This window comes from Burkholderia glumae LMG 2196 = ATCC 33617 (assembly GCF_000960995.1).
Lineage (GTDB): Bacteria > Pseudomonadota > Gammaproteobacteria > Burkholderiales > Burkholderiaceae > Burkholderia > Burkholderia glumae.
This window is the reverse complement of record NZ_CP009435.1, coordinates 750,584-776,342: the sequence shown is the minus strand read 5'-3', so window position 1 is coordinate 776,342 and position 25,759 is coordinate 750,584. Positions and strand designations below refer to the sequence as shown.

Below are 25,759 nucleotides of genomic sequence, written 5' to 3'. Positions count from 1 at the left end.
CGGTGGCGGCCCGCTAGAAAATCCTTCTCGCCACCTCGCGGCGAGCATCATCGTTGAGGTGCATTTGCCGGATTCCGCCGATCGCGCTGCGCAGCCAGGCATCGGTAATTACGCGATGTTCGTCGTGTGGCCGGTCGGCCGGAGCGGGCGTTGAATTGTGCAATTGTTCGTCGTGTTTCATTCTGAAATGCCCCCCTGAATAGCTACAGACATTACGTGTAGAAGTTCAGACTTGATCTGACAGTAAGGCCTTGCCAAGAGGCGGGGTTACCCGTTTTGATAGAGGTGCGAATCTTCATCAAAACAGCGCGCAAGCGCCAAGGAGTAACCTCGTGAGTAGTTTCAACCAAAATGTCATCCGCCACAAGATCGGTCTGCTGAATCTGGCCACCGAGCTCGGGAACGTGTCGAAGGCCTGCAAGGTGATGGGGCTGTCGCGCGATACGTTCTACCGCTATCAGAACGCCGTGGCCGAGGGCGGCGTCGATGCCCTGTTCGACAGCAATCGGCGCAAGCCGAATCCCAAGAATCGAGTCGATGAAGCGACGGAAATCGCCGTGCTAGCGACGGAAATCGCCGTGCTGGCCTATGCCATCGAGCAGCCCGCCCACGGGCAGGTTCGGGTCAGCAACGAATTACGCCGGCGCGGTATTTTCGTGTCTGCATCCGGCGTTCGTTCGATCTGGCTGCGTCACGAATTGTCGTCCTTCAAGCTGAGGCTCGTGGCGCTGGAGAATCAGGTCGCTGAAAAAGGCATCGTGCTGAGCGACGATCAGGTGGCCGCGCTGGAAAGAAAGCAGGACGACGATGTCGCCCATGGCGAAATCGAAACCGCTCACCCCGGCTATCTGGGCTCGCAGGACACGTTCTACGTGGGCACGATCAAGGGCGTAGGCCGGATCTACCAGCAGACCTTCGTCGACACCTACAGCAAAGTGGCGATGGCCAAGCTGTACACGACCAAGACACCGATCACGGCGGCCGATCTGCTCAATGACCGGGTGTTGCCGTTCTTCGAGGAGCACGGCATGGGTGTGATCCGCATGCTGACCGATCGAGGCACGGAGTATTGCGGCAAGCCGGAATCGCACGATTATCAGCTGTACCTGGCGCTGAACGGCATCGAGCACACCAAAACCAAGGCGCGACATCCGCAGACCAATGGCATCTGCGAGCGGTTCCACAAAACCATCCTGCAGGAGTTTTATCAGGTCGCGTTTCGCCGCAAGCTGTATCTGTCGCTGGAGGAACTACAGGCCGATCTCGATACTTGGCTGGCGTATTACAACGGCGAGCGAACCCATCAAGGTCAGATGTGCTGCGGTCGCACGCCTGTGCAAACGCTCATCGCGGGCAAGGAGGTGTGGAAGGAGAAAGTGAGCCACCTGAATCTGATCTGACAGTCACGCACCGTCGGAACGGGTAACTGTCAGATCGGGTCGCGACTTCTACACTTTATCGCAAACACCTCGTCGCACGCTTCTCGACATCGTGTGAATTGGCCGAGGTCACGCAGAATCCCTCTGCCGCATGAAACAGGCAGGTCACGCTCGTCCCCCTTGGGAATCTACTCCGCTGACGTGACAGCGCCCTCGGTTACGATGTCCCCCTCACCGCCCAACCGAACCCGGAGCCTTCGCATGTCCACCGCCCCGATCCTGCTCGAAGTCATCGCCACGACGCTCTCCGACGCGCAGGCCGCCGCGCGCGCCGGGGCGGACCGCATCGAACTCGCCACCGGCCTGTCCGAGGGCGGTCTCACGCCGAGCATCGGCCTGATCGAGGCGGTCACGGCGGCGCTGCCGATTCCCGTCAACGTGATCGTGCGCTCGCACGGCCGCGGCTTCGTCTACACGCCCGAGGAAATGGCGATCCTCGAGCGCGACACGCGCGCGGCGGTGGCGGCGGGCGCGGCCGGCATCGTGTTCGGCGCGCTGAACGGCTATGGCGACATCGACACGGCCGCGCTGGCGCGCATCGCCGACGCGGCGGGCGGCAAGCCGATCACGTTCCACCGCGCGTTCGACGTCTCGCGCGATCTGAACGCGGCCTTCGAGACGCTGCTGGCCACGCCCGCCGTCAAGACGGTGCTGACCTCGGGCGGCCATCCGTCGGCGCTCGACGGCCGCGACACGATCGCGCGCCTGGTGCGCCGCGCGCAGGGCCGCGCGTGCCAGGTGCTGGCCGGCGCCGGCCTCACCGTGGAGTCGATCGGCGATTTCGTGCGCGCCACCGGCGTGCGGGCGGTGCATCTGGGCTCGGGCGTGCGCGAGCGCGGCGAGGTGTGGGGGCCGGTGGACGGCCGGCTGGTCGCGAAAGTGCGCGCGACGATCGACGCGCTGCGCTGAATCCCGCGCCCGGCCAAAAGCAAAATCGGCGCGCCGCTCGGCACGGCACGCCGATTTCGGCACCGGCCGGTCGGCCGGCGCTCCTGCATCGAAACGCCTCAGTTCGCCACCGGCCCCGGCGCGTGCGCGCACTTCACCGCGTCGGCGGCGGCGTCCACCGGCATCTGCTGGGCCGCCTCGGCGCGCATGCCGAGCCGCGCGAGCAGGTCGCGGTCCTTCTGCGCCTGCGGGTTGCTGGTGGTCAGCAGCTGGTCGCCGTAGAACATCGAGTTTGCGCCGGCCAGGAAGCACAGCGTCTGCATCGCGTCGTCGAGCTGCTCGCGCCCGGCGGACAGCCGCACCATCGCCTTCGGCATGGTGATGCGCGCCACGGCGATGGTGCGCACGAATTCGAGCGGATCGAGCGGCGCGGTGTTCTCGAGCGGCGTGCCCTTGATCGCGACGAGGTTGTTGATCGGCACCGATTCCGGATACGGGTTCATGTTCGCGAGCTGGGTGATGAGCCCGGCGCGCTCGCGGCGCGATTCGCCCATGCCGATGATGCCGCCGCAGCAGACGTTGATGCCGGCGTCGCGCACGCGCTCGAGCGTGTCGAGCCGGTCCTGGTAGGTGCGCGTCGAGATCACCTGGCCGTAGAACTCGGGCGAGGTGTCGAGGTTGTGGTTGTAGTAGTCGAGGCCGGCCTCGGACAAGGCCTGCGCCTGGCCGTCGTCGAGCATGCCGAGCGTCATGCAGGTCTCGAGGCCCATCTCCTTCACGCCGCGGATCATCTCGGCGAGCGGCTCGATATGGCGCTCCTTCGGGCTGCGCCACGCGGCGCCCATGCAGAAGCGCGTCGCGCCGTTGGCCTTGGCCGCGCGCGCGGCGTCGAGCACGGCGTCCACGTCCATCAGCTTGCTCGCCTTCAGCTCGGTCTCGTGGTGCGAGGACTGCGAGCAGTAGCCGCAATCCTCCTCGCAGCCGCCGGTCTTGATCGACAGCAGCGTGGAGAGCTGGATCGCGTTGGCGTCGAAGTGCTCGCGATGCACCTGCTGGGCGCGGAACAGCAGGTCGTTGAACGGCAGTTCGTAGAGCTTGACGACGTCGGCGACGCGCCAGCGCGGCGCGCTCGGCATGCCGACGGGCACTGCTTCGGGTGCCGTCGTCGCGTCCGGAGTCACGGTCTGGGCTTGGATCATGGTGGGGTCCTCGATAGGAAGCGGGGAACGGGGTATCACGGCCGCGCGGCGGCGAGCGCCGCGACGAGCCGTTCGATGTCGAGCGAGCCCGCGGCCAGTTCGGGCGCGGGCGGTGTCAGGTGCGCGATCTCGCCAAGCAGCGGCGCGGCGTGCTCGCGCGCGAGCCATTGGGTGAGCGTGGCGATGTTCTCGTCGGGGTAGAGCATGGCCGGGTCGACGCGGTTGGCCACCCAGCCCGCGATGCTCAGGCCGCGCGCGGCGATCGCGTCGGCGGTGAGCAGCGCGTGGTTGATGCAGCCGAGCCGCACGCCCACCACCAGTACCACCGGCAGCTTCAGCGCGACGGCCAGGTCGGCGGTGTCGAGCGAGTCGCCGAGCGGCACGCGAAAGCCGCCCACGCCTTCCACCACCACCACGTCGGCGCCTTCGCAGGCCTTCGCGTGCGCGGCCGCGATGGTGCCGATGTCGAGCGTCACGCCTTCTTGCGCGGCCACGATGTGCGGCGCGGCCGGCGCCTTCAGCATGAACGGGGTGCGGATCGCGGGCGGCAGCGCGACGCCGGCGGCCGCGTCCAGCTGGTCGGCGTCGTCGTTGTGCAGCACGCCGTCGCGTTCCTCGGCGCCGGCCGCGACCGGCTTCATCGCGGCGGCGCGCAGGCCGTGGCGCGCGAAGCCGTGCAGCAGCGCGGCGGACACGAAGGTCTTGCCGATCTCGGTGTCGGTGCCGGTCACGAAGCACGATAGCGCGCGGGCGCCGGTGCCGGCGCGGGGTGGCGTCGGCGCGCTCATGCGGCGGCCTCCGCGGCGCCGGCGGCGGCGAGCGCCGCGTCGAGCCGCGCCAGATCGTCGAACGAATGCGCGGCGGACAGCGAGATGCGCAGCCGCGAGGTGCCGGCCGGCACGGTGGGCGGCCGGATCGCGGGCACCCACAGGCCGTGCGCGTCGAGCGCGCGCATCGCGGCCAGGGTGGCGTCGTTCTCGCCGATCACGAGCGGCTGTACGGCGGTGGCCGAATCGATCGGCTGCCAGCGCGTGCCGCGCAGGATCGCGCGCGTGCGCTCGATCAGCGCGGCCAGGTGGGCGCGCCGCGCGTCGCCCTCGGCGCCGCCGATCACGGCCAGGCTGGCCGACACGGCGTGCGCGACCGAGGGCGGCGCGGCGGTGGTGAAGATGTAGCTGCGCGCGCGCTGGATCATCCACTCGATCACGGTCTCGTGCGCGATCACGAACGCGCCGGCCACGCCGGCGGCCTTGCCGAGCGTGCCCACGTAGATCAGCTGCTCGGAGCGCAGCGCGTACTCGGCCAGCGCGCCGCGCCCCTGCGGGCCGAGCACGCCGAAGCCGTGCGCGTCGTCCACCACCAGCCAGGCGCCATGCGCCTCGGCCAGCGTGACGAGCCGTGCCAGCGGCGCGATGGTGCCGTCCATGCTGAACACGGTGTCGGAGACGATCAGCTTGACGGTGGCGTCGGAGGCGGCCAGCTGCACCGACAGCGCGTCCATGTCGCCGTGCGGATAGACGTGGATCTCGGCGCGCGAGAGCCGCGCGCCGTCGATCAGCGAGGCGTGGTTCAGCGAATCGGAGAAGATCGCCGCACCGCGCCCCACCAGGGCGCTCAGCGCGGCGAGGTTCGCCATGTAGCCGGTGCTGAAGTAGAGCGCGCGCGGCGCGCGGCTGAAGCCGCCGGCGAACTCGGCGAGCGCGTCCTCGAGCGCGGCGTGCGCGCGCGAATGGCCGCCCAGCAGGTGCGAGCCGCCGCTGCCGGAGCCGTAGCGCCGCGCGCCCTCGGCGAACGCCTCGACGAGCGCCGGATGCGCGGCGAGGCCCAGGTAGTCGTTGCTGGCGAAGCCGACGATCTCGCGGCCGTCCACCGTCATGTGCGCGCCGCACGCGGTGTCGGCGGTGCGGCGCACGCGGCGCAGGCCCTGGGCGTCGATCTCGGCCAGGCCGCGTTCGAGCGCGGCCAGCAGGTTCGGCGGCGGGCTCATGCGCGCACCTCGGCCAGCGTGGCGTCGAGCGTCTCGCGCGTGCGCGCGGCGAGCCAGTCGATCTCGTCGTCGTCGAGCACGTAGGGCGGCATCAGGTAGACGGTGGTGCCGATCGGGCGCAGCAGCAGCTCGCGCTGCAGGCCCTGCTCGAAGAAGCGCCGCGAGAAGCCGCGCGCGGCCGCGGGCTCGAGCGCCACGTCGAACGCGAAGATGGTGCCGCGCTCGCGCAGGTGGCGCACCTCGTCGCGCGCGCCGAGCGGGGCGAGCGCCTCGCGCAGCCGCGCCGACTTGCGCGCGTTGGCGGCCAGCACGTCGTCGGCGGCGAACAGGTCGAGCGTGGCGAGCGCGGCGCGGCAGGCCAGCGGGTTGCCGGTGTACGAGTGCGAGTGCAGGAAGCCGCGCGTGGTGTCGTCGTCGTAGAAGGCCGCGTAGATCGCGTCGCGCGAGAGCACCAGCGACAGCGGCAGGTAGCCGCCGCTGATGCCCTTCGACAGGCACAGGAAGTCGGGCCACACGCTGGCCTGCTCGCAGGCGAAGAAGGTGCCGGTGCGCCCGCAGCCCACGGCGATCTCGTCGGCGATCAGGTGGACCTCGTAGCGGTCGCACAGCGCGCGCAGCCCGCTCAGGTACGACGGGTCGTGCATCGCCATGCCGGCCGCGCACTGCACGAGCGGCTCGACGATCAGCGCGGCGATCGCGCCGGCGCGTTCGGCGAACAGCCGCTCGACGTCGGCCAGCGCGCGCGCGGCCACCTCGGCCGCGCCCTCGCCGGGCGCGGCCTGCCGCGCGTCGGGCGAGGCCACCACATGGGCGTGGCGGATCAGCGGATCGTAGGCGTCCTTGAACAGCGCCACGTCGGTCACGCCGAGCGCGCCGACGGTCTCGCCGTGATAGCCGTTGGCCACGCAGGCGAACTCGCGCTTGTCGGCGCGCCCGCCGTTGCGCCAGGCGTGGAAGCTCATCTTCAGCGCGATCTCGACGGCCGAGGCGCCGTCCGAGGCGAAGAACGCGTGGCCGAGCGTGTGCTGCGTGAGCGCAGCCAGGCGCTCGGCCAGCTCGATCGCGCTCTCGTGCGTGCAGCCGGCCAGCATCGCGTGCTCGAGCGTGTCGAGCTGCGTCTTCAGCGCGGCGTTGATGCGCGGGTTCGCATGGCCGAACAGGTTGACCCACCACGAGCTGATCGCGTCGAGGTAGCGCGCGCCCGAGCGGTCGTAGAGCCAGGGGCCGGCGCCGCGCGCCACGGGCACGAGCGGCAGGCGCTCGTGGTGCTTCATCTGCGTACAGGGATGCCAGACTGCGCGCAGGCTGCGCGCAACCCAGTCGTCGGGTTGTGTGCTCAAAACAGCTCCGGAACGGGACGCGGCGCGGCGGGGCCGGGCGGGCCGGACGAAAACGAAACGGTCCGCGCGGGCGGGACGCGGCGGCAACGGCAGCGGATGCCGCGCGCGGGCGCGCCTGCGTGCAAAACCAAAACGGGGCAGAGATTAGCGCGATTCGGGCCCAGGCGCAGCATTGGTTACAAACGTGCGGAGCCTTGCCCGGCCTGGAGTTCGGCGAGGTTTCGGGACGCTCGCGACGGTTCGGTCGCGATGAGCCGAATAGGCCGCAGATGACGACGCCAGACAGTCGCTCCCCGACCGACCCAAAGCGGCCGGCAGGCGGCCGAGGCGCGGCTGCCATGACGGGGTCGGATCATGATGACCCGGACGGTGATCGATGCGGGTCCGAGGCGATGACAGGGTGCGTTGGACGATGCGGAGGGCGCGCTGCAACCGGTGCCGCCGCAGGTTGCCCGATGCGGTGGTCCGGTGCGGTGGCCTGGTGCGGAAGTCGCCGGCCCGCGTCGCGCATCCGCCACGGCAGTGCGTGGCGCGGGCCAACGGGCGCGAACGAGGTGGGCGAGCAAGGCGAAGCTGGCGGTGTGCCCGGGCGGCCGGTTCGACAGGCAGGGCCGGGCCGTCAGCGGCTCGCCAGCGCGTGCGCGTCGGCGCCGTCGCCGCGCCAGACCACGTGGTTGTCCACGGCGTAGAGCCGGCAAGCGCCGGCGCCCTGCTTGCGGCAGTTCTCGAGCGCGAGCGCCATCGGGTCGTCGCCGCCCTCGGCCCAGGACCACGCGCCCTCGGCCGACACGGCGAAGGCGCGGCTCGGATGCTGGTTCAGGAAGTGGCGGTAGCCTTCGCGGCCCGCCGCGTCGAGGTAGGGCACCGCGTTGACGGCGTCGATCGACGCGTAGCCGGAGGCCGACGGCGGGTGCGGGCAGGCCACCGCGTAGAGCACCTTGGTGGGCAGGTGCAGCTCGGCCAGGAACGCGTTGACGGACGGCCACCAGACCGGCACGCCGTCGCGATCGACGATCAGCCGGTGCGCGTCGTCCTTGTAGATGCCGTAGTCGACGAACAGCGTGCTCGCGCCATGCGACACGTAGGCCTCGCGCAGTTGCTCGACGAGCGCCGGCGACCAGACCGAATCGTTGTCGCCGTACAGCCACAGCGACGGCACGCGGGTTTCCTTGCCGTAGGTGTTGAACGCGCCCACCAGCGTCTTCTGCCAGCCTTCGCAGAGATCCTGGCGCAGCCCGCCGGAGAAGTTGATGATGCCGCGCACGCCCTTGGCGGCCACCGTGCCGTAGGCGAGCGAGACGAGCCCGCCGTGCGAGGTGCCGGCCACCACGATGCGGCTCGCGTCCACGTAGGGCAGCCTGGACATGTAGGCCACCGTCGAGCCGACGTCGCGCGCCTGCGCCATGCCGTTGCGTTCGACGTCGCAGCCTTCCTGCACGTAGCTGCCGCCCGAGCCCGCGAAGCCCTCGCGGTTCGGCGCCACCACGGCGTAGCCGCGCCGCACGAATTCGCGCGCGAACGCCAGCGGCCGGCTGCGCGGCTGCTCGTGCAGGTCGCCGGGATTCTTGCCGTGATTGAAGACGACGAGCGGGAACGGCCCGGGGCCGTTCGGCTTGTAGACGGTGGCCTCGAGCGTCACGCCGGCATCGCCCTCGACGGGGATCCGGATGATCTGCTCGTTCATGTCGGCCGTGACCTGCGGCAGGCCGGGTTCGTCGTAGTCGAAACGCTCGGCGGCCAGCGAACCGGCCGCGCGCGGGGCAGCATCGGCCGTGCCCGCCGGCGGTGCCAGGGTGCCGGCCTGGGCGGCCGACAGCACGCATGCCGCGATCCAACCTGCAAACACCTTGTTCGACACCATGCCGTGACCCGGAGCCCGTTGCGCTTGAAACCGGATCCATCCTAGCCCGACACAATCGGCTTGTGCAATGCGGGAATAACCCGGCCCCGGCCGCGTCGGCTGACGACTCAGCGCTCGCTGATTTCGCCGTCGATATAGCGCCAGATTCCGTGTTCGTCGCGCGAGAAGCGGCTGGTCTCATGCAGCCGGTGCGCGCGCGAGCCTTCCTTGTAGCGGGCCACGAACTCGACCAGCGCGTGCGCGGCGTCCTGCTCGACATGGCGCCTGATGTCCAGGCCGAGCCAGCGCGGCCCGCCCGCGGCGTCGAGATCGGCGGGACAGGTGGCCGGGTCCCAGGTGGCGCGCAGGTAGCGCGTGTCGCCGAGCACGTAGGCGGTGTAGCGCGAGCGCATCAGTTCCCAGGCGCTCGCCGCGGGCCGGCCGCCGTCCAGCAGCGGCCCGCAGCAGGCCGCGTAGCGCGGCGCGCGCGCGGGGCGCCGGCCCGGCTGCGCGCCGCCGCACGGGCACAGCTCGGGGCGCGCGGCCGGCGCGGCGCAGGGGGCGGCAGGGGGAGCGGAACAACGATCGGTCATCCTGACTACCACGCGAGCTCGGTGCCGTCGTATTGGAAGAAGCGGCCGTTGGCGGCGCCCGGCCCGGCGGCGGCGCGCGCGATCACGCGGCGCATGCCGGTCACGCTGGTCTCGGCGTCGAGCCCGGCTTCGGCGCCGCCCATGTCGGTGCGCACCCAGCCCGGGTGCAGCGACAGGCAGGCCGCCGCGCGCGTTTGCAGCGACGCCACGCGGATCACGTTGTTGAGCGCGGCCTTGCTCGCGCGGTACAGCCAGCCGGTGGTGCCGGTCAGGCCGGCGGTGCTGCCCATCAGGCTCGACAGCACGGCCAGCACGCCTTGCGCGTCCTCGACCAGCGGCAGCAGGATCGGCAGCAGCTGCATCGGGGCCAGCACGTTGGTGTGCATCACCGTGTCGAAGTCGGCCGCGTCGATCAGCTCGACGCCCTGCGTGCGCGGGCCGTACACGCCCGACACCAGCACCGCGGCGTCCAGCCGCTCGCCGTCGAGCTTCCAGCCGAAGCCGGCCAGCTGGTTGGCATCGGTCACGTCGAGCGCGTGCGCGGTCGCGCCGAGCGCGCGCAGCGCCGCCAGCGAGGCCGCGTCGCGCGCGGTGGCGATCACGTTCCATCCGTCACGCCGGTACTGGCGGACAAACTCCCTGCCCAGGCCGCGCGACGCGCCGACGATCAGGACGGTTTTCATCGATGAGTCTCCGGGTCGAGGCCGATCAGTACAGTTCGACGGCCAGCGCCGTGGCCTCGCCGCCGCCGATGCAGAGGCTCGCCATGCCGCGCTTGCCGCCGCGCGCGCGCAGCGCGCCGAGCAGCGTGGCGACGATGCGCGCGCCCGAGGCGCCGATCGGATGGCCGAGCGCGCAGGCGCCGCCGTTGACGTTGACGCGTTCGTGCGCCAGCCCGTGCTCCTTCATGGCGGCCATCGCCACCACGGCGAACGCCTCGTTGATCTCGAACAGGTCGACGTCGGACGGCCGCCAGCCGGTGCGCTCGAACAGGCGCCGCAGCGCCCCCACCGGCGCCGTGGTGAAGCGCGAGGGTGCCTGCGCGAAGGTGCTGTGGGCCACCACGCGCGCGATCGGCGTGGTGCCGAGCCGCTCGGCCGTGGAGGCGCGCATCATCACCAGCGCGGCCGCGCCGTCGGAGATCGACGAGGCATTGGCGGCCGTCACGGTGCCGTTCGGCCCGAACGCCGGCTTCAGCGTGGGAATCTTCTCCGGCTTCGCGCTGAACGGCTGCTCGTCGCGCGTCACCACGGTCTCGCCCTTGCGGGAGGCGACGCTCACCGGCACCATTTCCCAGGAAAACGAACCGTCCTCGTTGGCGCGCCTGGCGCGCGCCAGCGACTCGATCGCAAAGGCGTCCTGCGCCTCGCGCGTGAAGCCGTATTCGGCCGCGCACTCGTCGGCGAAGGTGCCCATCAGCCGGCCGCGCTCGTAGGCGTCCTCGAGCCCGTCGAGGAACATGTGGTCGAGCACCTCGCCATGGCCCATGCGCATCCCGCCGCGCGCCTTCGGCAGCAGGTACGGCGCGTTGGTCATGCTCTCCATGCCGCCCGCCACGATCACCTCGGCCGAGCCGGCCAGCAGCATGTCGTGCGCGAACATCGCCGCGCGCATGCCCGAGCCGCACATCTTGTTGACGGTGGTGCAGCCGGCCGCGAGCGGCAGCTTCGCGCCGAGCGCGGCCTGCCGCGCGGGCGCCTGGCCCTGCCCGGCGGGCAGCACGCAGCCCATCACCACTTCCTCGACCTGCTCGGGCGCGAGGCCGGCGCGCTGCAGTGCCGCGGCGATCGCGGCGCTGCCGAGCTGCGGCGCGGTGAGCGGCGCGAAGCCGCCCTGGAAGCCCGCGATCGGCGTGCGTGCCGCCGCGGCGATCACGACCGGATCACGTTCAGCAGTCGTCATGTTTCGTCTCCATCAGAGTATTCGCGACCTGTTCGGCGACGTCGGCGAGCTTCGCCGCATCGGCCGCGACCATATCGTTGTCCGCCGACAGTGCACGCCCCGCCGACAATGCGTCGACGCAGCGGCGATGAACGGGTTCCAGCGCCTCGGGCGACGCGACCGTCATGCCGAGGTTGCGCATCCTGCCGTCGTGGACGCCGTACACCAGGCCGTGTACCGACAGCGCCTGGCCGCGCGCCCAGGCGTCGCCGACGATGGTGGTGCGGCACAGGTTGACCACCTGCTCGATCGCGTTCAGCTCGATCAGGCGGCGGTAGCGCGCCTCGCCGAGCGGCCATTCTTCGAGCAGCGCCGCGTGCTTGTCGCGCACGTCCTGCACGTGGTGCAGCCAGTTGTCGGCGAGCCCGACGCGGCGGTTGGTGAGCGCGGCGTTCACGCCCGAGCAGCCGTAATGGCCCACCACCATGATGTGCTTGACCTTCAGGATGTCGACGGCGAACTGCACCACCGACAGGCAGTTCAGGTCGCTGTGCACCACCACGTTGGCGATGTTGCGATGCACGAACACCTCGCCGGGCTGCAGCCCGACGATCTGGTTGGCCGGCACGCGGGAATCGGAGCAGCCGATCCACAGGTAGGCCGGGGCCTGCTGGTCCTTCAGGCGTTCGAAGAAGTGCGGATCTTCGGCGAGTTTGCGGTTGACCCAGGTCTCGTTGTTCTCGAACAGGTCGGAGAGCGGGTGGGCGTTGGTGGTCATCGCGAGGGTCCGTGACAGGGAGTAAGGGGCGTCGCCGTGCTCAGGCCGCGCGTGGGGCGGCCGGGGCCGCGCCGTGGCCGGCGAAGCGCTCGGGATAGCGCGTGCGGAACCGCAGCGACGCAGCGTAGGGGAAAAACTCGGGCAGCTCGCCGCGCCGCAGCCGGTCCTGGCTGTCCTGCCAGAGCGCCGGATCGAAGAAGTCCGGATGCCGGGCCAGGAACGCCTTGCGCACGCGCGGATCGCCGAGCAGGAACGGCCCGTAGGTTTCGGGGAAGATGTCGCGCGGGCCGACCGAATACCACGGCTCGCTCGCGAGCTCGTCGTCCTCGTGGCGCGGCGGCGGCACGCGGCGCACCTGGCAGTCGGTCAGGTATTCGATCTCGTCGTAGTCGTAGAACACCACGCGGCCGTGGCGCGTCACCCCGAAGTTCTTGTAGAGCATGTCGCCGGGGAAGATGTTCGCCTGGATCAGTTCCTTGATCGCATCGCCGTATTCCTGCACGCCGTGCTCGACCTCGGCGTCGCTGCCGTGCTGCAGGTAGAGGTTCAGCGGCGTCATGCGCCGCTCGATGTACAGGTGCCGGATCACCACGCTGTCGCCGTCGTATTCGAGCAGCGACGGCGCTTCCTTCTCCAGCTCGCGCAGCAGCGCCTCGTCGAGGCGCGCGAGCGGCAGCGCCACGCTCGAGTATTCGAGCGTGTCGGCCATCCGGCCGAGCCGGTCGTGGCGCTTGACGAGCTGGTACTTCTCCATGATCTGCTCGCGCGTGGTGTCCTTCGGCGGCGGGAAGCGGTCCTTGATCGCCTTGAACACGTAGGGGAACGACGGCAGCGTGAACACCAGCATCACGAGCCCCTTGATGCCGGGCGCGATCACGAAGCGGTCGCTCGAATGCGAGAGGTGATGCAGCAGGTCGCGGTAGAACAGGTTCTTGCCCTGCTTCTGCAGCCCCAGCGCGGTGTAGATCTCGGCCTTCGGCTTGCCGGGCATGATCGAGCCGAGGAACGCGACGTAGGCCGACGGCACGTCCATGTCCACCAGGAAATACGAATGCGCGAAGCCGAACAGCACCTGCAGCTGCTCGCGCCGCAGCAGCACCGTGTCGAGCGCGAGCTTGCCGCCGCCGACATGGCGCACCGGCACCGCGAACGGCAGCACGCGCTCGCCGTTGACGATGCGTCCGACCAGATAGGCGGCCTGATTGCGGAAGAACGGCGACGACAGCACGTGGATCTGGAAGTTGAAGGCCTCGCTGAACGGGCCGAACTCGTCGTCGATCGCCTGCATCAGGCAGGCCGTGTCGCGCCTCAGGTCCTCGAACGGCGGCGCGAGCTGGAAGTTCGTGACGATCCGCTCGAGCGTGGCCGCCAGCCCGTCCTGCGCCGGATAGTAGGCGCGGTAGGTCGGCCTGGCGGCCGGCGCCGCGTTCTCGAGGTAGTCGGTCGAGATCGCCGGGCGCACGAAGATGAAGTCGTTGTTGAAGTACGAGCGGTGCAGGATCTTGCAGCAGACCGAGTTGAAGAAGGTTTCCGCGCATTCGGGCTGCAGGTGGGTGGTCAGCAGCCCGATGTAGTGCAGCTTGATCTGCTGCCAGACCTCGTCGTCGATGCGCTCGGCGTCGTATTCGTCCTGCAGCTGCTCGACGCATTCGCGCACGCGCTCGTCGTAGGACGTGATGCGCTCGCGCGCGAGCCGCTGCAGCCCGTGCCAGTCTGCCGCCTCGAACCGGGCCTTCGCCTCGACGGCCGCGTCGCGAAACACCCGGTAATGGCGATCGAACCCGTCCAGCATCGTCCGGGCGACGTCGAAACCGATCTGCGAGGAGAGCAGCTTGGGAAAGTGGTGCATGGTCCGTCCGGGCTCGTGGCTGGGGCGAGCCGCCATTTTACCGTCACCCGCGCTGGTTGCCGCGGCCCTGGCGCCCGGCCGCGCGGGGCCGGGGCCGGCCGATCGCCGAGATTGGCCGACGAATCGCGCAATTGCCGGCAAGCGGCGCGGTTCGCGGGCGATCGCGCGGCGAACTTTTTTTGCGGCCGCGGCGGGCCGAGCAGCCCAAGCGGCAGCCGCTCGCGGCTCGTCCCGCGCGGCCCGGGGCCGGCCGCGCGCCGCACGCGCTAGAATCGGGCGACGATTCCCTCCGCCGTCCCCGCCGGCGCACGACACGAGACGACATGAACGCACTGGAACAGCAACTCGACTATCCGTTCGCCGACACGCTGCCCGAGCCGGGCGAGTACCTGGAGGTGGCGCCCGGCATACGGTGGCTGCGCATGCCGCTGCCGTTCTCGCTCGACCACATCAATCTCTGGCTGCTGCGCGACGAACTCGACGGCCAGCCGGGCTGGACCGTGGTGGACTGCGGGATCGCCTCGGACCAGATCCGCCGCCACTGGGAACACATCTTCGACACGCACCTGGACGGCCTGCCGGTGCTGCGCGTGATCGTCACGCACTGCCATCCCGACCACTTCGGGCTCGCGAACTGGATCTGCGAGGGCGGCGCGCGCGGGCGCTGGCAGGTGCGGCTCTGGATGACGCTCGGCGAATACCTGTTCGGCAACGTGATGGCCTCGGGCAACGGCTCGAACGCGGGCGGCCACGCGGCGGCCGAGCATTTCGCGCGGCACGGCCTGACCGACGAGGCCAAGCTCGGCGAGCTGCGCCGCCGCACTCGCTACTACGCGGAGCTGGTGCCGGCCGTGGCGCCGCGCTACCGCCGGCTGCGCGACGGCGACACGCTGACCATCGGCTCGCGCCGCTGGCAGGTGGTGACGGGCTTCGGGCACTCGCCCGAGCACGCCGCGCTGCACTGCGCCGACGAGCGGCTGCTGATCTCCGGGGACATGGTGCTGCCGCGTATCTCGACCAACGTCTCGGTGTTCGACCTCGAGCCGGAAGGCAATCCGCTCGCGCTCTACCTCGATTCGCTCGCGCGCTACGAGCCGATGGCGGCCGACACGCTGGTGCTGCCGTCGCACGGCAGGCCGTTTCGCGGCCTGCGCACGCGCGTCGCGCAGCTGCGCGAGCATCATGCCGCGCGCCTCGACGAGGTTCGCGCGCTCTGCGCCGAGCAGCCGGCGAGCGCCGCCGACGTGGTGCCGGTGATGTTCCGCCGCCGCGAGCTGGACGTGCATCAGCTGAGCTTCGCGCTCGGCGAGGCGATCGCGCACCTGCATCTGCTGTGGCTGGCGGGCGAGCTGGTGCGCGAGACCGGGGCCGACGGCGTGTTCCGGTTCCGGCCCGCCAAGCGGGGCGCGGGCTGAACCGCGGGCCGGCCGAGCGCCGCACACGCGTGCGGCGCTCGGCCGGCGACCGCCGGCGGCCGTTACTGCACCGACACCTCGGTGAAGTGCTGGCGGCCGAACGGGCTGACCTGATAGCCGTGCACGTTCGGCCGCGTGATGGCCGACGCGGTCGGGTAGCCGAGCGGAATCCACAGCGCCTGGTCGTGGATGATCTGCTGCGCGGCTTCATAGGCCTTGCTGCGCTTGGCCTGGTCGGCGGTTTCCTTGCCCTCGGCGATCAGCTGGTCGAGCTGCGCGTCGCAGAAGCGCGAGAAGTTGATGCCCGACTTCACGGCGTTGCAGCTGAACAGCGGCGTCAGGTAGTTGTCCGGATCGCCGTTGTCGCCGGCCCAGCCCATGAACAGCATGTCGTGCTGGCCGAGCTTGGCCCGCTTGATCAGCTCGCCCCATTCCATCACCTTCACCTCGGCCTTCACGCCGATCTTCGCGAAGTCGGCCTGCAGCAGCTCGGCGCCGGCCTTCGGGTTCGGGTTCAGCACGCTGCCCGTGGGGCGCACCCAGATGGTGGTCGAGAAGCCGTTCGGGAAGCCGGCCTCGGCCAGCAGCCGCTTGGCCTTGGCCGGATCATACGGATACGGCGACACCGACTTCGCATAGCTCCAGGTGTTGGGCGGATACGGGTTGGTGGCCGGCGTCGCGGTGTTGTCGAACACCACCTTCAGGTAGGTCGCGCGATCGAACGCGAGGTTGAGCGCCTCGCGCACCTTGGGATTGTCGAGCGGCTTGTGCTCGGTGTTGAGTGCGACGAACGCGGTCATGAAGGCCGGCGTCTCCACCACTTTCAAGGCCTTGTCGGCCTTCGCGGCGGCCACGTCCTGCGGCTTCGGCGACAGCGCGATCTGGCATTCGCCGGCCCTCACCTTCTGCGCGCGCACCGACGCGTCGGGCGTGATCGCATAGATCAGCCGGTCCACCTTCGGCTTGGTGCCCCAGTAGGTGGGGTTCGCGTCGTAGCGGATCAGCGCGTCCTTGGTGTAGCGCTTCAGCACGAACGGGCCGGTGCCGATCGGCCTGGCGTTGAGCTCGGCCTGCTTGCCGGCCTTGAGCAGCTGGTCCGCGTATTCGGCCGAATAGATCGAGGCGAAGCCCATCGTCAGGATCGGCACGAAGGTCGCGTTCGGCTCGTTCAGCTCGAACCTCACCGTCAGCGGGTCCACCTTGGTGACCGACTTGACGAGCTTGACGAGCCCCATCGACTGCGCGTGCGGGAAGCCGCTCGGGCCGGCCACCTTGTGCCACGGATTGTCGCTGTCGAGCATGCGCGAGAAGCTGAACACCACGTCGTCGGCGTCGAGCGCGCGCGTGGGCTTGAAGTAGTCGGTGCTCTGGAACGCGACGTTCGGCCGGAGATGGAACGTGACGGTGCGGCCGTCGGCGCTGACGTCCCACTTGTCGGCCAGCGCCGGCACCACCTTCTTCGTCGCCTCGTCGTATGACACCAGCGTATTGAAGATCACGTCGGCGGACGCGTTGGTGGTGACGAGCGAGTTGTACTGCACGACGTCGAAGCCGTCCGGGCTCGCTTCGGTACACACCGTCAGCGGCTTCGCGGCGGCAAGGAGAGGGGCGGCGGCGACGAGCGCGGCGGCGAGCATCGTGAAACGCATGGGATCTCCCGGGTGGACAGGGGCGGTGGTCGGGGTGCGGCGGCGGGTTCGCCACGGCACCGGCCGACTAGCATACCGTCAAAAAACGCGCGGCGTGAACGTGCGCGGCCGGGGCGGCCGCGACCTCGGCGCAACCGGCGCCGCAGCCCGGGCGCCCGCGCGCGGGCCGCGGGATCGGTGCGAGCGCGCCGCGCGGCGCCGCTCAGTCGGGCGTCGTGCCGGGCGCGCGCGGCTTGCGCGGGGCCTTCTCGAACACGCGGTCGTAGAGCCAGCGCGGCGCGACGTGCAGGATCTTCGCGACGATCCCCATTTGCCACGGGATCACGCGAAACGCGTCCTGCGACGCTATCGCGCGCACCGCGCGTTCGGCAAAGCGGTCGGCGTCCATCAGGAACGGCATGCGGTACGGGTTGTGCTCGGTCATCGGCGTGCGGATATAGCCCGGCGCGATCGTGACCACGCCGACGCCGGCCGGCCGCAGTTCGACGCGCAGCGCCTCCAGATACTTCAGCGCGGCCGATTTCGACGCGCTGTAGGCGCCCGAGCCGGGCAGCCCGCGCACCCCGGCCACGCTCGCCACGCCCACCAGCGTGCCGTGCCGCGCGGCGCGCATCGCGGCCACGAACGGCTCGAAGGTGGCGACCATGCCGAACCAGTTGACCTCCATGATCTCGCGGAACGCATCGAGGTCGCCCTCGCCGGTGATCGCGCCGCGGCTCACGCCGGCGTTGGCGATCACCACGTCGGGCCAGCCGTGCGCGGCCACGAACGCGTCGGCGGCGCGCTGCAGCGCGGCCGCGTCGCGCACGTCGGCGGGATGGATCGAGACGGAAAGCTGGGGGTGGTGCCGCGCGAAGGCGGCGAGCGGCTCGGCGCGGCGCGCGACGAGCCCGAGCGTCGCGCCCTGCCGGGCGTAGGCCTCGGCGAGCGCGAGCCCGAGGCCGCTCGAGGCGCCGGTGATGAAGACCTTTAGGGGAGCGGTCATGTCGGCGTCCGCGAGCGGCAGAGGGCGATCAGAGCTTCTTGTCCTTGACCTGCTTGACGAGGTAGTCGAGCACGGCCGGCGTGTTGTCGACGCCGTTCGTGTAGGACGGGCCGGTCTTGTACTTGCCCTGGATCACCATGGTCGGCACGCCGTCGATGTTGTAGCTCTTGAGCATCTCGCTCGCCTGCTTGACCTCGCCCTGCACGCTGAACGAGTTGTAGACGGCGAGGTACTTCTGCTTGTCCACGCCCAGCGTGGCGAGGAAGTCGGCCTGCGCCTGCGGCGTCAGCAGGTAGTTCTTTTCCTTGTGGATCGCGTTGAACACGGCCGGCGTGTCCTTCTCGGCCAGGCCCAGCGCGTGGAGCGCGTAATACATCGACGAATGCGGCAGGAAATCCTCGCGGAACGCCACCGGCACGCGCTTGAACACGATGTTGTCGCCCTGCTTCTTGACCCACGCCTCGAGCGTCGGCTCGAACTCGTAGCAGTGCGGGCAGCCGTACCAGAAGAACTCGATGACCTCGACCTTGCCGGCCGGCGCCGATACCGGCTGCGGCGCCTTCATCACCTCGTATTCCTTGCCCGCCACGGGCGCCGACGGCGACGCGTGAGCCGCGCCCGCGACGAGGCCGATGGAGAGGAACAGCATGCTGAGCAATTTTTTCATGTTGGGTTTTCGAACGGTTGCAGGGGCCGGCTGCGGCCGGCCGGTTCTCATTGCTTCGTGAAGCGGATCACTGCGGTATCGACACCGGCGTCGGACAGCCGCTGGCGCGCGGAGTTCATGTCGTCGAACTTGTTGAACGGGCCGACCCGCACGCGATAGTAGGTGACGCCGTTCAGGTCGCGCTTGGACACCTTCGACTCGAAGCCCTGGAAGCCGAGCCGCGCGCGCTGCTGTTCGGCGTCGGCCTCGGTCTTGTAGGCGCCCACCTGCAGGAAGTAGCCGCTGTTCGCGTCGGCGGCGGCGGCGGCCGAGCCGGGCTTGGCCGCCGGGTTCGCGGCGGTGGCGGCCGAGCCGGCCTTCGGCGGCTGCTGCGCGGCCTTCGGCTGCGAGGTCGCGTTGTCGGCGGTGGCCTGCGGCTTCTTGGCGGGCGGCGTGCTGTCGGCCGGCTTCGGCGCGACGGCCACGCCGTTGCTGTCGGCCGGCGGGGTCGCGCCCGGCACCTCGACGATCTGCGGCTCGGGCAGCAGCGGCGGCTGCGTCTGGTTGGCGGCCTGGCCCGGCGCGGTGTTCGGCGGGGCCGGCTGGGCGGCCTGCGGCGGCACCGGCTGGCCGGGCGTCTTGCCCTGCAGCGCGCGGTTCGGATCGAACTGCTGCGGCTGGCTCGCGCCGCTGGCATTGTCGGCGGGCGGTGCGACCTTCGAGACGAACGGCGACGGCGCGCGCGTGATGTACAGCGCGACCACCACGGCGATCGCGAGGCCGACGATCAGGCCCAGCACGATGCCGAGAAAGGTTCCTCCGGCTTGTTTCGAGGGTTTCGACGTGCGGCGCGGTTGTGCCATTGCTTGAGTCACCTGCTAAAAGAGTCGTGAAACGGGAAACAGGGAGCGGCCGCGCGCGCGGCGCGGCCGTCGGATGCCCGGCCCGGCGGCTTACATCTTGCTCGGCGACGACACGCCGAGCACCGCGAGGCCGTTCGCGAGCACCTGGCGCGTCGCGGCGAGCAGCGCGATGCGCGCGGTGCGCTGCGCCTCGTCGTCGACGAGAACGCGCTCCGCATTGTAGAACGAGTGAAACTCGCCCGCGAGTTCGCGCAGGTAGAACGCCACCGCGTGCGGTGCGAGTTCGCCGGCGGCGTGCGTCAGCATGTCCGGGTACTCGGCCAGCTTCTGCAGCAGCGCCATGGCCGCGCGGCTGTCGAGCGGCGAGAGGTCGGCGCCGGCCAGGCGCGCCTCGTCGCCGCCGTGGCGCGACTTCCACTCGTTCATCACCGAACAGATGCGGGCATGCGCGTACTGGACGTAGTAGACGGGATTCTCGTCGTTCTGCTTCAGCGCCAGATCGATATCGAACACGAATTCCGTGTCGGCCTTGCGTGAAATCAGGAAGAAGCGCACCGCATCGCGCCCGCGCGTGATGGTGGCCTCGTCGAGTTGATCGGGCGAGGCTTCCGAGCCCGGCGCGGCGCCGCCCGACCATTCGATCAGGTCGCGCACCGTCACGTAGCTGCCGGCGCGCTTGGATATCTTCACCTCCTGGCCGTCGCGCATCACGGTGACCATCTTGTGCAGCACGTAGTCGGGATAGCCCTTCGGGATGCCGATGCCCAGGCCCTGCAGGCCCGCGCGCACGCGCGCGATGGTGCCGTGGTGGTCCGAGCCCTGGATGTTGATGACCTTGGTGAAGCCGCGTTCCCACTTGGCGACGTGATAGGCGACGTCGGGCACGAAATACGTATAGGTGCCGTCGGACTTGCGCATCACGCGGTCCTTGTCGTCGCCCTCGTCGGTGGTGCGCAGCCACAGCGCGCCGTCCTGCTCGTAGGTCATGCCGGCCGCGACGAGCGCGTTCACGGTCCGCTCGACGCGGCCCTCCTCGTACAGCGACGATTCCAGGTAATACTGGTCGAACCGCACGCCGAACGCCTTCAGGTCGGTGTCCTGCTCGCGGCGCAGGTAGGCGACGGCGAAGCGGCGGATCGCCTCGAGGTCCTCCACGTCGCCCTTGCCCGTCACCGGTTGGCCGTCGCTCGCGGCCACCGTCGCGCCGGCCAGGTACTCGCGCGCGATGTCGGCGATGTATTCGCCGTTGTAGGCGGCCTCGGGCCAGGCGGCGTCGCCGGGCTTGAGGCCGCGCGCGCGGGCCTGGGTGGACAGCGCGAGGTTGCCGATCTGCACGCCGGCGTCGTTGTAGTAGAACTCGCGATGCACGGCGTAGCCCTGGCTCGCCAGCACGTTGGCGAGCACGTCGCCGAGCGCGGCCTGACGGCCGTGGCCGACGTGCAGCGGGCCGGTGGGATTGGCCGAGACGAATTCGAGCAGCACGCGGCGCCCGGCGTCGCGATCGGAGCGGCCGAACGCGTCGCGCTCGGCGAACACCGCGCCGATCACGGCCTGCTTGGCGCCGGCCGTCAGGCGCAGGTTGATGAAGCCGGGGCCGGCGATCTCGGCGGCCTCGACCAGCCCGGCCGCGGCCGGCTGCGCCGTGACGGCCGCCACGATCTGCTCGGCCAGCTGGCGCGGATTGGTGCCGAGCGGCTTGGCCAGTTGCAGCGCGACGTTGCAAGCCACGTCGCCGTGCGCGGCGGCCTTGGGGCGCTCGAGCGTGATGGCGGGCACCGCGAAGGCGGCGTCGGCCTCGCCTTTCAGGGCCTGGACGACCTGCTTCACGCTGTCGGCGAGCAGGGTTTCGAGAATGTGTTTTTGGGCAGGCAGCATGCTGTCGGAAATGGTCGTTGTCGGCGGCCCTGGCGGGCCGGCCCGGCGGCGCGCCGGGCGGCGCGCGGTTCAGGGATCGCCGAATTTTAACAGGTGCTAATATGCCGCTCAGACGCGAAGCGTCGGCGCGCGCCCGACAGGCCCGCGCCAGCCGGCCCCGATGCCGGCGCGCACAACAACAAGCTGAAAGGAAATGGCGATCATGATTACGTTCAAGAGCAAGGCGGCACAGGACCTCGACGTCCTGAAGGATTTCGCGGTGTACGTGCTGGGCATCGTCGGCAAGCAGCTCGGCGAGCGCGGCGTCATCACCCATGACGAACTGGATGGCGCGATCGCGAAGCTCGAGGCGGTCGCCGACCAGGCGCGGCGCGCGAGCGCCGAGCAGGGCGGTCACTTCCACGAGGACGAGAGCGACCACCCGCATCATGAAGTCGCGCCGAGCGTGGCGCAGCGCGTCGCGCCGTTCCTCGGCATGCTGCGCGCGGCCAAGGCGCAGAACGCCGACGTCCACTGGGGCTTCTGAGCGCGGCGCCGCAGCGCGCCGGCCGTCCGTGAAAAAGCCCGCTTCCCGGAAGCGGGCTTTTTTTGTGCCGACGGCGACTATGCTGTCGGCCGCCGCGCCGTTTGCGTGCGCCTACAGCAGCGGCGCGAGCGCGCGGCGCGCGTCGGCGTCCGACAGCGACATGCGCGCGGCGAAGTCGGCCACCTGGTCGTCGGCGATCTTGCCGACCGAGAAATAGGTGCTGTCCGGATGCGCGATATAGAAGCCCGACACGCTCGCGGCCGGCAGCATCGCCAGCGACTCGGTCACGCTCATGCCGAGCTCGTCGGCGCGCAGCGCATCGAACATCGCGCGCTTGACGAGGTGGTCGGGGCAGGCCGGATAACCGGGCGCCGGGCGGATGCCCACGTACTTCTCGGCGATCAGCGCGTCGTTGTCGAGCGTCTCGCCCGCCGCGTAGCCCCACAGCTCGCGCCGCACGCGCGCGTGCAGGGCCTCGGCGAAGGCCTCGGCGAAGCGGTCCGCCAGCGCCTTCAGCATGATCGCGCTGTAGTCGTCGTGGTCGGCCTCGAACTGCTTTTCCTTGGCGTCCACGCCTAGCCCCGCCGTGACCGCGAACATGCCGATGTAGTCGGCCACGCCGGAGTCCTTCGGGGCGATGAAATCGGCCAGCGACCGGTTCGGCCGCATCACCCCGTCCACCACCGGGCGCACGCTCTGCTGGCGCAGGTTGCACCAGCGCATCAGCACCTCGCTGCGCGTGTCGTCGGTGTAGATCTCGATGTCGTCGTCGTTCACCGTGTTGGCGGGCAGCAGCGAGACCACGCCGTTGGCGGTCAGCCAGCGGCCCTGGATCAGCCGCGAGAGCATCGACTTGCCGTCCGAGAACACGCGCCGCGCCGATTCGCCGACGATCTCGTCGTTGAGGATCGCCGGATACGGGCCGGCCAGGTCCCAGGTCTGGAAGAACGGGCCCCAGTCGATATACTGCGCGAGTTCGGCCAGATCGTAGTTCTTGAACACGCGCCGGCCGATGAACTTCGGCTTGACGGGCGTGTAGCCGGCCCAGTCGATCTTCGTCTTGTTGGCGCGCGCGGCGGCCAGCGTGACCATCGGCTGCTTCTTCTTGTTCGCGTGCTGGTCGCGGATCCGGTCGTATTCGCCCTTCAGCTCGTCGAGGTAGCGCGTCGCGCCCTCGTCCGACAGCAGGCTGGAGGCCACCGACACCGAGCGCGAGGCGTCCGGCACGTACACCACCGGGCCTTCGTAGTTCGGCGCGATCTTCACCGCCGTATGCACGCGCGAGGTGGTGGCACCGCCGATCAGCAGCGGGATCTTCTTCACGCGGAAGTAGTCGTCGCGCTGCATCTCGGCGGCCACGTAGGCCATCTCCTCCAGGCTCGGCGTGATGAGGCCGGACAGGCCGATGATGTCGGCGCCCTCGACCTTCGCCTTGGCGAGGATCTCGTTGCACGGCACCATCACGCCCATGTTGACCACTTCGAAGTTGTTGCACTGAAGGACCACCGACACGATGTTCTTGCCGATGTCGTGGACGTCGCCCTTGACGGTCGCGATCACGATCTTGCCCTTCGCGCGCACGTCGCCGCCGGCCTCGGCCAGGCGGCGCTTCTCCTCCTCGATGAAGGGGATCAGGTGGGCGACCGCCTGCTTCATCACGCGCGCCGACTTCACCACCTGCGGCAGGAACATTTTGCCCTGGCCGAACAGGTCGCCGACCACGTTCATGCCGTCCATCAGCGGGCCCTCGATCACGTTGATCGGCCGCCCGCCCGCCGCGTCGATCGCCACGCGCGCCTCCTCCGTGTCCTCCACGATGAAGGTGGTGATGCCGTGCACCAGCGCGTGCGCGAGGCGCTTCTCGACCGGCTGGTTGCGCCACTCGAGGCTCTCCTCCTTCTTCGCGGCGCCGGTCTTGAACTTGTCGGCCACTTCGAGCAGGCGGTCGGTGGCGTCCTCGCGGCGGTTCAGGATCACGTCCTCGACGCGCTCGCGCAGTTCCGCGTCGAGATCGGCGTAGACGCCGAGCTGGCCCGCGTTGACGATCCCCATGTCCATGCCGGCCTGGATCGCGTGGTAGAGGAACACGGTGTGGATCGCCTCGCGCACCGGGTCGTTGCCGCGAAACGAGAACGACACGTTCGACACGCCGCCGCTGATCTTCGCGTGCGGCAGGTTCTGCTTGATCCAGCGCGTCGCCTCGATGAAGTCGACCGCGTAGTTGTTGTGGTCCTCGATGCCGGTGGCCACCGCGAAGATGTTCGGATCGAAGATGATGTCCTCGGGCGGGAAGCCGCATTCGTCCACCAGCATCCGGTACGAGCGCGCGCAGATCTCGGTCTTGCGCTGGAAGGTGTCGGCCTGGCCGGTCTCGTCGAACGCCATCACCACCGCCGCCGCGCCGTAGCGGCGGATCAGCCGCGCATGATGGCGGAACTGCGCCTCGCCCTCCTTCAGCGAGATCGAGTTGACGATCGCCTTGCCCTGCACGCACTTGAGGCCCGCCTCGATCACCTCCCACTTCGACGAGTCGATCATGATCGGCACGCGCGCGATGTCGGGCTCGGAGGCGATCAGGTTCAGGAAGCGCACCATGGCCGCCTTCGAATCGAGCATCGCCTCGTCCATGTTGATGTCGATCACCTGCGCGCCGTTCTCGACCTGCTGGCGCGCGACCGCCAGCGCCTCGTCGAACTGGCCGTTCAGGATCATGCGGGCGAAGGCCTTCGAACCGGTCACGTTGGTGCGTTCGCCGACGTTGATGAAGAGCGTGCCCTCGGTGACGTTGAACGGCTCGAGGCCGGCAAGGCGCATGGTGTGATCGGTCATGGCGGAGTGTGTCGTTGACGTGTCGGTAGGGGCGCCCGCGGCGGCGGCCGGCCGGCGTGGTGGATCAGGCGGCTTCGCTGTAGTGCGACGGCCAGCGGCGCGGCTTCACGTCGGCCAGTGCCTTGGCGATCTCGGCGATGTGCTCGGGGGTGGTGCCGCAGCAGCCGCCGGCGAGGTTCACGAGGCCGGCCTGCGCGAATTCCCTGAGCAGCCCCGAGGTGACCTCGGGCGTTTCGTCGAAGCCGGTCTCGGCCATCGGGTTGGGCAGGCCCGCGTTCGGGTAGCACGACACGTAGGTGTCGCAGAGCTTGGCGAGCTCGGCGATGTACGGGCGCATCAGCGCCGCGCCGAGCGCGCAGTTCAGGCCGAAGGTGAGCGGGCGTGCGTGGCGCAGCGAATTCCAGAACGCCTCGACGGTCTGGCCCGAGAGGATGCGGCCCGACGCGTCGGTCACGGTGCCCGAGATCATGATCGGCAGGCGCTCGCCGGTGTCCTCGAACAGCTGGTCGAGCGCGAACAGCGCGGCCTTCGCGTTCAGCGTGTCGAAGATCGTCTCGACCAGGAACAGGTCCACGCCGCCGTCGAGCAGCGCCTTCGCCTGTTCGTAATACGAATCGCGCAGTTCGTCATAGGTGACGTTGCGCGCGCCCGGGTCGTTGACGTCGGGCGAGATGCTGGCCGTCTTCGGCGTCGGTCCGATCGCGCCGGCCACGAAGCGCGGCTTGTCCGGCGTCGAGTATTGCTGCGCCGACTCGCGCGCGAGCTTCGCCGATGCGAGGTTCATCTCGGCCACCAGGTGCTCCATCCCGTAGTCGGCCTGGGCGATGGCGGTCGCGCCGAAGGTGTTGGTCTCGACGATGTCGGCGCCCGCCGCGAAGTACTGGTCGTGGATCTCGCGGATCGTGTCGGGCTGGGTCAGCGACAGCAGCTCGTTGTTGCCCTTGATGTCGCGCGGGAAGTCGGCGAAGCGTGCGCCGCGATAGGCGGCCTCGTCGAACTTGTAGCGCTGGATCATCGTGCCCATCGCGCCGTCGAGGATCAGGATCCTGCGCTCGAGCAGCGCGGGCAGGTCGGCGCCGCGCGTGTACGACGCGGCAAGGGCAGGGCGGACGGACGGGGATGACGACATGGCTGAGCAACGGCAATGGCGGAAAGCCACATTGTAGCGGTTGCCGGA

21 protein-coding genes and 2 pseudogenes are annotated in these 25,759 nt (G+C 69.8%); 5 read left to right on the top strand and 18 right to left on the bottom strand.

All coding sequences use genetic code 11. From position 1 onward, the window contains the following. Positions 1-13 precede the first annotated feature (13 nt). Positions 14-181: a hypothetical protein gene (locus tag KS03_RS32300; protein WP_167343607.1), complete on the bottom strand. Its 168-nt coding sequence runs from the start codon at positions 179-181 to the stop codon at positions 14-16. Between the two features lie 151 nt (positions 182-332). On the opposite strand from KS03_RS32300, the gene KS03_RS16045 reads away from it, so the two are divergent. From KS03_RS16045 to KS03_RS16040, 3 genes and pseudogenes are all read left to right on the top strand, one after another. Further along, positions 333-1,400 (top strand): IS481 family transposase, encoded by a 1,068-nt coding sequence (locus KS03_RS16045; RefSeq protein WP_045678853.1) that lies wholly within the window; start codon positions 333-335, stop codon positions 1,398-1,400. A gap of 50 nt (positions 1,401-1,450) precedes the next feature. Further along, positions 1,451-1,534, top strand: a pseudogene (locus KS03_RS32845) (IS6 family transposase); the annotation flags it as partial. Positions 1,535-1,640: 106 nt separating this feature from the next. Beyond that, positions 1,641-2,348, top strand: a complete 708-nt coding sequence (locus tag KS03_RS16040) for a copper homeostasis protein CutC (RefSeq protein ID WP_015877162.1) — start codon at positions 1,641-1,643, stop codon at positions 2,346-2,348. A gap of 98 nt (positions 2,349-2,446) precedes the next feature. On the opposite strand, the gene bioB is transcribed toward KS03_RS16040, so the two are convergent. The 10 genes from bioB to aceK form a co-directional block, all read right to left on the bottom strand. Continuing rightward, positions 2,447-3,526: a biotin synthase BioB gene (gene bioB / locus KS03_RS16035; RefSeq protein WP_015877161.1), complete on the bottom strand. Its 1,080-nt coding sequence runs from the start codon at positions 3,524-3,526 to the stop codon at positions 2,447-2,449. Between the two features lie 35 nt (positions 3,527-3,561). Beyond that, positions 3,562-4,314 carry a dethiobiotin synthase gene (gene bioD, locus KS03_RS16030; RefSeq protein ID WP_015877160.1) on the bottom strand — a complete coding sequence of 251 codons (753 nt, stop codon included), beginning with the start codon at positions 4,312-4,314 and terminating at the stop codon, positions 3,562-3,564. After that, on the bottom strand, positions 4,311-5,513 hold the full coding sequence (gene bioF / locus KS03_RS16025) for an 8-amino-7-oxononanoate synthase (protein ID WP_015877159.1): 1,203 nt from the start codon (positions 5,511-5,513) through the stop codon (positions 4,311-4,313). Before bioF ends, bioD begins: the two co-directional genes overlap by 4 nt. Beyond that, positions 5,510-6,853 (bottom strand): adenosylmethionine--8-amino-7-oxononanoate transaminase, encoded by a 1,344-nt coding sequence (gene bioA / locus KS03_RS16020; protein WP_015877158.1) that lies wholly within the window; start codon positions 6,851-6,853, stop codon positions 5,510-5,512. Before bioA ends, bioF begins: the two co-directional genes overlap by 4 nt. A gap of 619 nt (positions 6,854-7,472) precedes the next feature. Continuing rightward, a complete protein-coding gene (locus tag KS03_RS16015) occupies positions 7,473-8,714 on the bottom strand; it encodes a dienelactone hydrolase family protein (protein WP_015877157.1) in 1,242 nt (413 codons plus the stop codon). 107 nt (positions 8,715-8,821) lie between these two features. Next, on the bottom strand, positions 8,822-9,286 hold the full coding sequence (locus tag KS03_RS16010; RefSeq protein ID WP_015877156.1) for a YchJ family protein: 465 nt from the start codon (positions 9,284-9,286) through the stop codon (positions 8,822-8,824). A 5-nt stretch (positions 9,287-9,291) separates the two neighbouring features. Then, entirely contained in the window at positions 9,292-9,969 is a 678-nt protein-coding gene (locus KS03_RS16005) for an SDR family oxidoreductase (protein ID WP_015877155.1), read from the bottom strand. Positions 9,970-9,994: 25 nt separating this feature from the next. Further along, complete coding sequence (locus KS03_RS16000; protein WP_015877154.1) at positions 9,995-11,188, bottom strand: acetyl-CoA C-acetyltransferase; 1,194 nt, start codon at positions 11,186-11,188, stop codon at positions 9,995-9,997. Next, positions 11,175-11,945 (bottom strand): carbonate dehydratase, encoded by a 771-nt coding sequence (gene can / locus KS03_RS15995; RefSeq protein WP_015877153.1) that lies wholly within the window; start codon positions 11,943-11,945, stop codon positions 11,175-11,177. Before can ends, KS03_RS16000 begins: the two co-directional genes overlap by 14 nt. Before the next feature lie 40 nt (positions 11,946-11,985). Further along, positions 11,986-13,794, bottom strand: a complete 1,809-nt coding sequence (gene aceK, locus KS03_RS15990; RefSeq protein ID WP_015877152.1) for a bifunctional isocitrate dehydrogenase kinase/phosphatase — start codon at positions 13,792-13,794, stop codon at positions 11,986-11,988. Between the two features lie 323 nt (positions 13,795-14,117). Between aceK and KS03_RS15985 the strand changes: the two genes are divergently transcribed. Then, on the top strand, positions 14,118-15,209 hold the full coding sequence (locus tag KS03_RS15985) for an MBL fold metallo-hydrolase (RefSeq protein ID WP_015877151.1): 1,092 nt from the start codon (positions 14,118-14,120) through the stop codon (positions 15,207-15,209). A 62-nt stretch (positions 15,210-15,271) separates the two neighbouring features. On the opposite strand, the gene KS03_RS15980 is transcribed toward KS03_RS15985, so the two are convergent. From KS03_RS15980 to argS, 5 genes are all read right to left on the bottom strand, one after another. Continuing rightward, entirely contained in the window at positions 15,272-16,858 is a 1,587-nt protein-coding gene (locus KS03_RS15980) for an ABC transporter substrate-binding protein (protein WP_015877150.1), read from the bottom strand. 202 nt (positions 16,859-17,060) lie between these two features. Continuing rightward, positions 17,061-17,843, bottom strand: coding sequence for an SDR family oxidoreductase (locus KS03_RS15975; protein ID WP_015877149.1), 783 nt, complete (start codon positions 17,841-17,843; stop codon positions 17,061-17,063). A 28-nt stretch (positions 17,844-17,871) separates the two neighbouring features. Further along, complete coding sequence (locus KS03_RS15970) at positions 17,872-18,510, bottom strand: thiol:disulfide interchange protein DsbA/DsbL (protein ID WP_015877148.1); 639 nt, start codon at positions 18,508-18,510, stop codon at positions 17,872-17,874. Between the two features lie 47 nt (positions 18,511-18,557). Continuing rightward, a complete protein-coding gene (locus KS03_RS15965) occupies positions 18,558-19,352 on the bottom strand; it encodes an SPOR domain-containing protein (RefSeq protein WP_035977343.1) in 795 nt (264 codons plus the stop codon). 90 nt (positions 19,353-19,442) lie between these two features. Continuing rightward, entirely contained in the window at positions 19,443-21,227 is a 1,785-nt protein-coding gene (gene argS, locus KS03_RS15960) for an arginine--tRNA ligase (RefSeq protein WP_015877146.1), read from the bottom strand. A 202-nt stretch (positions 21,228-21,429) separates the two neighbouring features. On the opposite strand from argS, the gene KS03_RS15955 reads away from it, so the two are divergent. After that, positions 21,430-21,753, top strand: a complete 324-nt coding sequence (locus KS03_RS15955; RefSeq protein ID WP_015877145.1) for a DUF1840 domain-containing protein — start codon at positions 21,430-21,432, stop codon at positions 21,751-21,753. A gap of 111 nt (positions 21,754-21,864) precedes the next feature. Here the strand turns inward: KS03_RS15955 and metH are convergent. Next, positions 21,865-24,639, bottom strand: a pseudogene (metH, locus tag KS03_RS15950) (methionine synthase); the annotation flags it as partial. Positions 24,640-24,646: 7 nt separating this feature from the next. Continuing rightward, complete coding sequence (locus KS03_RS15945) at positions 24,647-25,711, bottom strand: homocysteine S-methyltransferase family protein (protein WP_015877143.1); 1,065 nt, start codon at positions 25,709-25,711, stop codon at positions 24,647-24,649. Between the last annotated feature and the right edge of the window lie 48 nt (positions 25,712-25,759).

Excerpts from the sequence above, each read along its gene's own strand:
- KS03_RS32300 (WP_167343607.1), bottom strand. The coding sequence starts at position 181 with ATGAAACACGACGAACAATTGCACAATTCAACGCCCGCTCCGGCCGAC.
- KS03_RS16040 (WP_015877162.1), top strand. The coding sequence starts at position 1,641 with ATGTCCACCGCCCCGATCCTGCTCGAAGTCATCGCCACGACGCTCTCC.
- bioB (WP_015877161.1), bottom strand. The coding sequence starts at position 3,526 with ATGATCCAAGCCCAGACCGTGACTCCGGACGCGACGACGGCACCCGAA.
- bioD (WP_015877160.1), bottom strand. The coding sequence starts at position 4,314 with ATGAGCGCGCCGACGCCACCCCGCGCCGGCACCGGCGCCCGCGCGCTA.
- bioF (WP_015877159.1), bottom strand. The coding sequence starts at position 5,513 with ATGAGCCCGCCGCCGAACCTGCTGGCCGCGCTCGAACGCGGCCTGGCC.
- KS03_RS16015 (WP_015877157.1), bottom strand. The coding sequence starts at position 8,714 with ATGGTGTCGAACAAGGTGTTTGCAGGTTGGATCGCGGCATGCGTGCTG.
- KS03_RS16010 (WP_015877156.1), bottom strand. The coding sequence starts at position 9,286 with ATGACCGATCGTTGTTCCGCTCCCCCTGCCGCCCCCTGCGCCGCGCCG.
- KS03_RS16005 (WP_015877155.1), bottom strand. The coding sequence starts at position 9,969 with ATGAAAACCGTCCTGATCGTCGGCGCGTCGCGCGGCCTGGGCAGGGAG.
- KS03_RS16000 (WP_015877154.1), bottom strand. The coding sequence starts at position 11,188 with ATGACGACTGCTGAACGTGATCCGGTCGTGATCGCCGCGGCGGCACGC.
- can (WP_015877153.1), bottom strand. The coding sequence starts at position 11,945 with ATGACCACCAACGCCCACCCGCTCTCCGACCTGTTCGAGAACAACGAG.
- aceK (WP_015877152.1), bottom strand. The coding sequence starts at position 13,794 with ATGCACCACTTTCCCAAGCTGCTCTCCTCGCAGATCGGTTTCGACGTC.
- KS03_RS15985 (WP_015877151.1), top strand. The coding sequence starts at position 14,118 with ATGAACGCACTGGAACAGCAACTCGACTATCCGTTCGCCGACACGCTG.
- KS03_RS15980 (WP_015877150.1), bottom strand. The coding sequence starts at position 16,858 with ATGCGTTTCACGATGCTCGCCGCCGCGCTCGTCGCCGCCGCCCCTCTC.
- KS03_RS15975 (WP_015877149.1), bottom strand. The coding sequence starts at position 17,843 with ATGACCGCTCCCCTAAAGGTCTTCATCACCGGCGCCTCGAGCGGCCTC.
- KS03_RS15970 (WP_015877148.1), bottom strand. The coding sequence starts at position 18,510 with ATGAAAAAATTGCTCAGCATGCTGTTCCTCTCCATCGGCCTCGTCGCG.
- KS03_RS15965 (WP_035977343.1), bottom strand. The coding sequence starts at position 19,352 with ATGGCACAACCGCGCCGCACGTCGAAACCCTCGAAACAAGCCGGAGGA.
- argS (WP_015877146.1), bottom strand. The coding sequence starts at position 21,227 with ATGCTGCCTGCCCAAAAACACATTCTCGAAACCCTGCTCGCCGACAGC.
- KS03_RS15955 (WP_015877145.1), top strand. The coding sequence starts at position 21,430 with ATGATTACGTTCAAGAGCAAGGCGGCACAGGACCTCGACGTCCTGAAG.
- KS03_RS15945 (WP_015877143.1), bottom strand. The coding sequence starts at position 25,711 with ATGTCGTCATCCCCGTCCGTCCGCCCTGCCCTTGCCGCGTCGTACACG.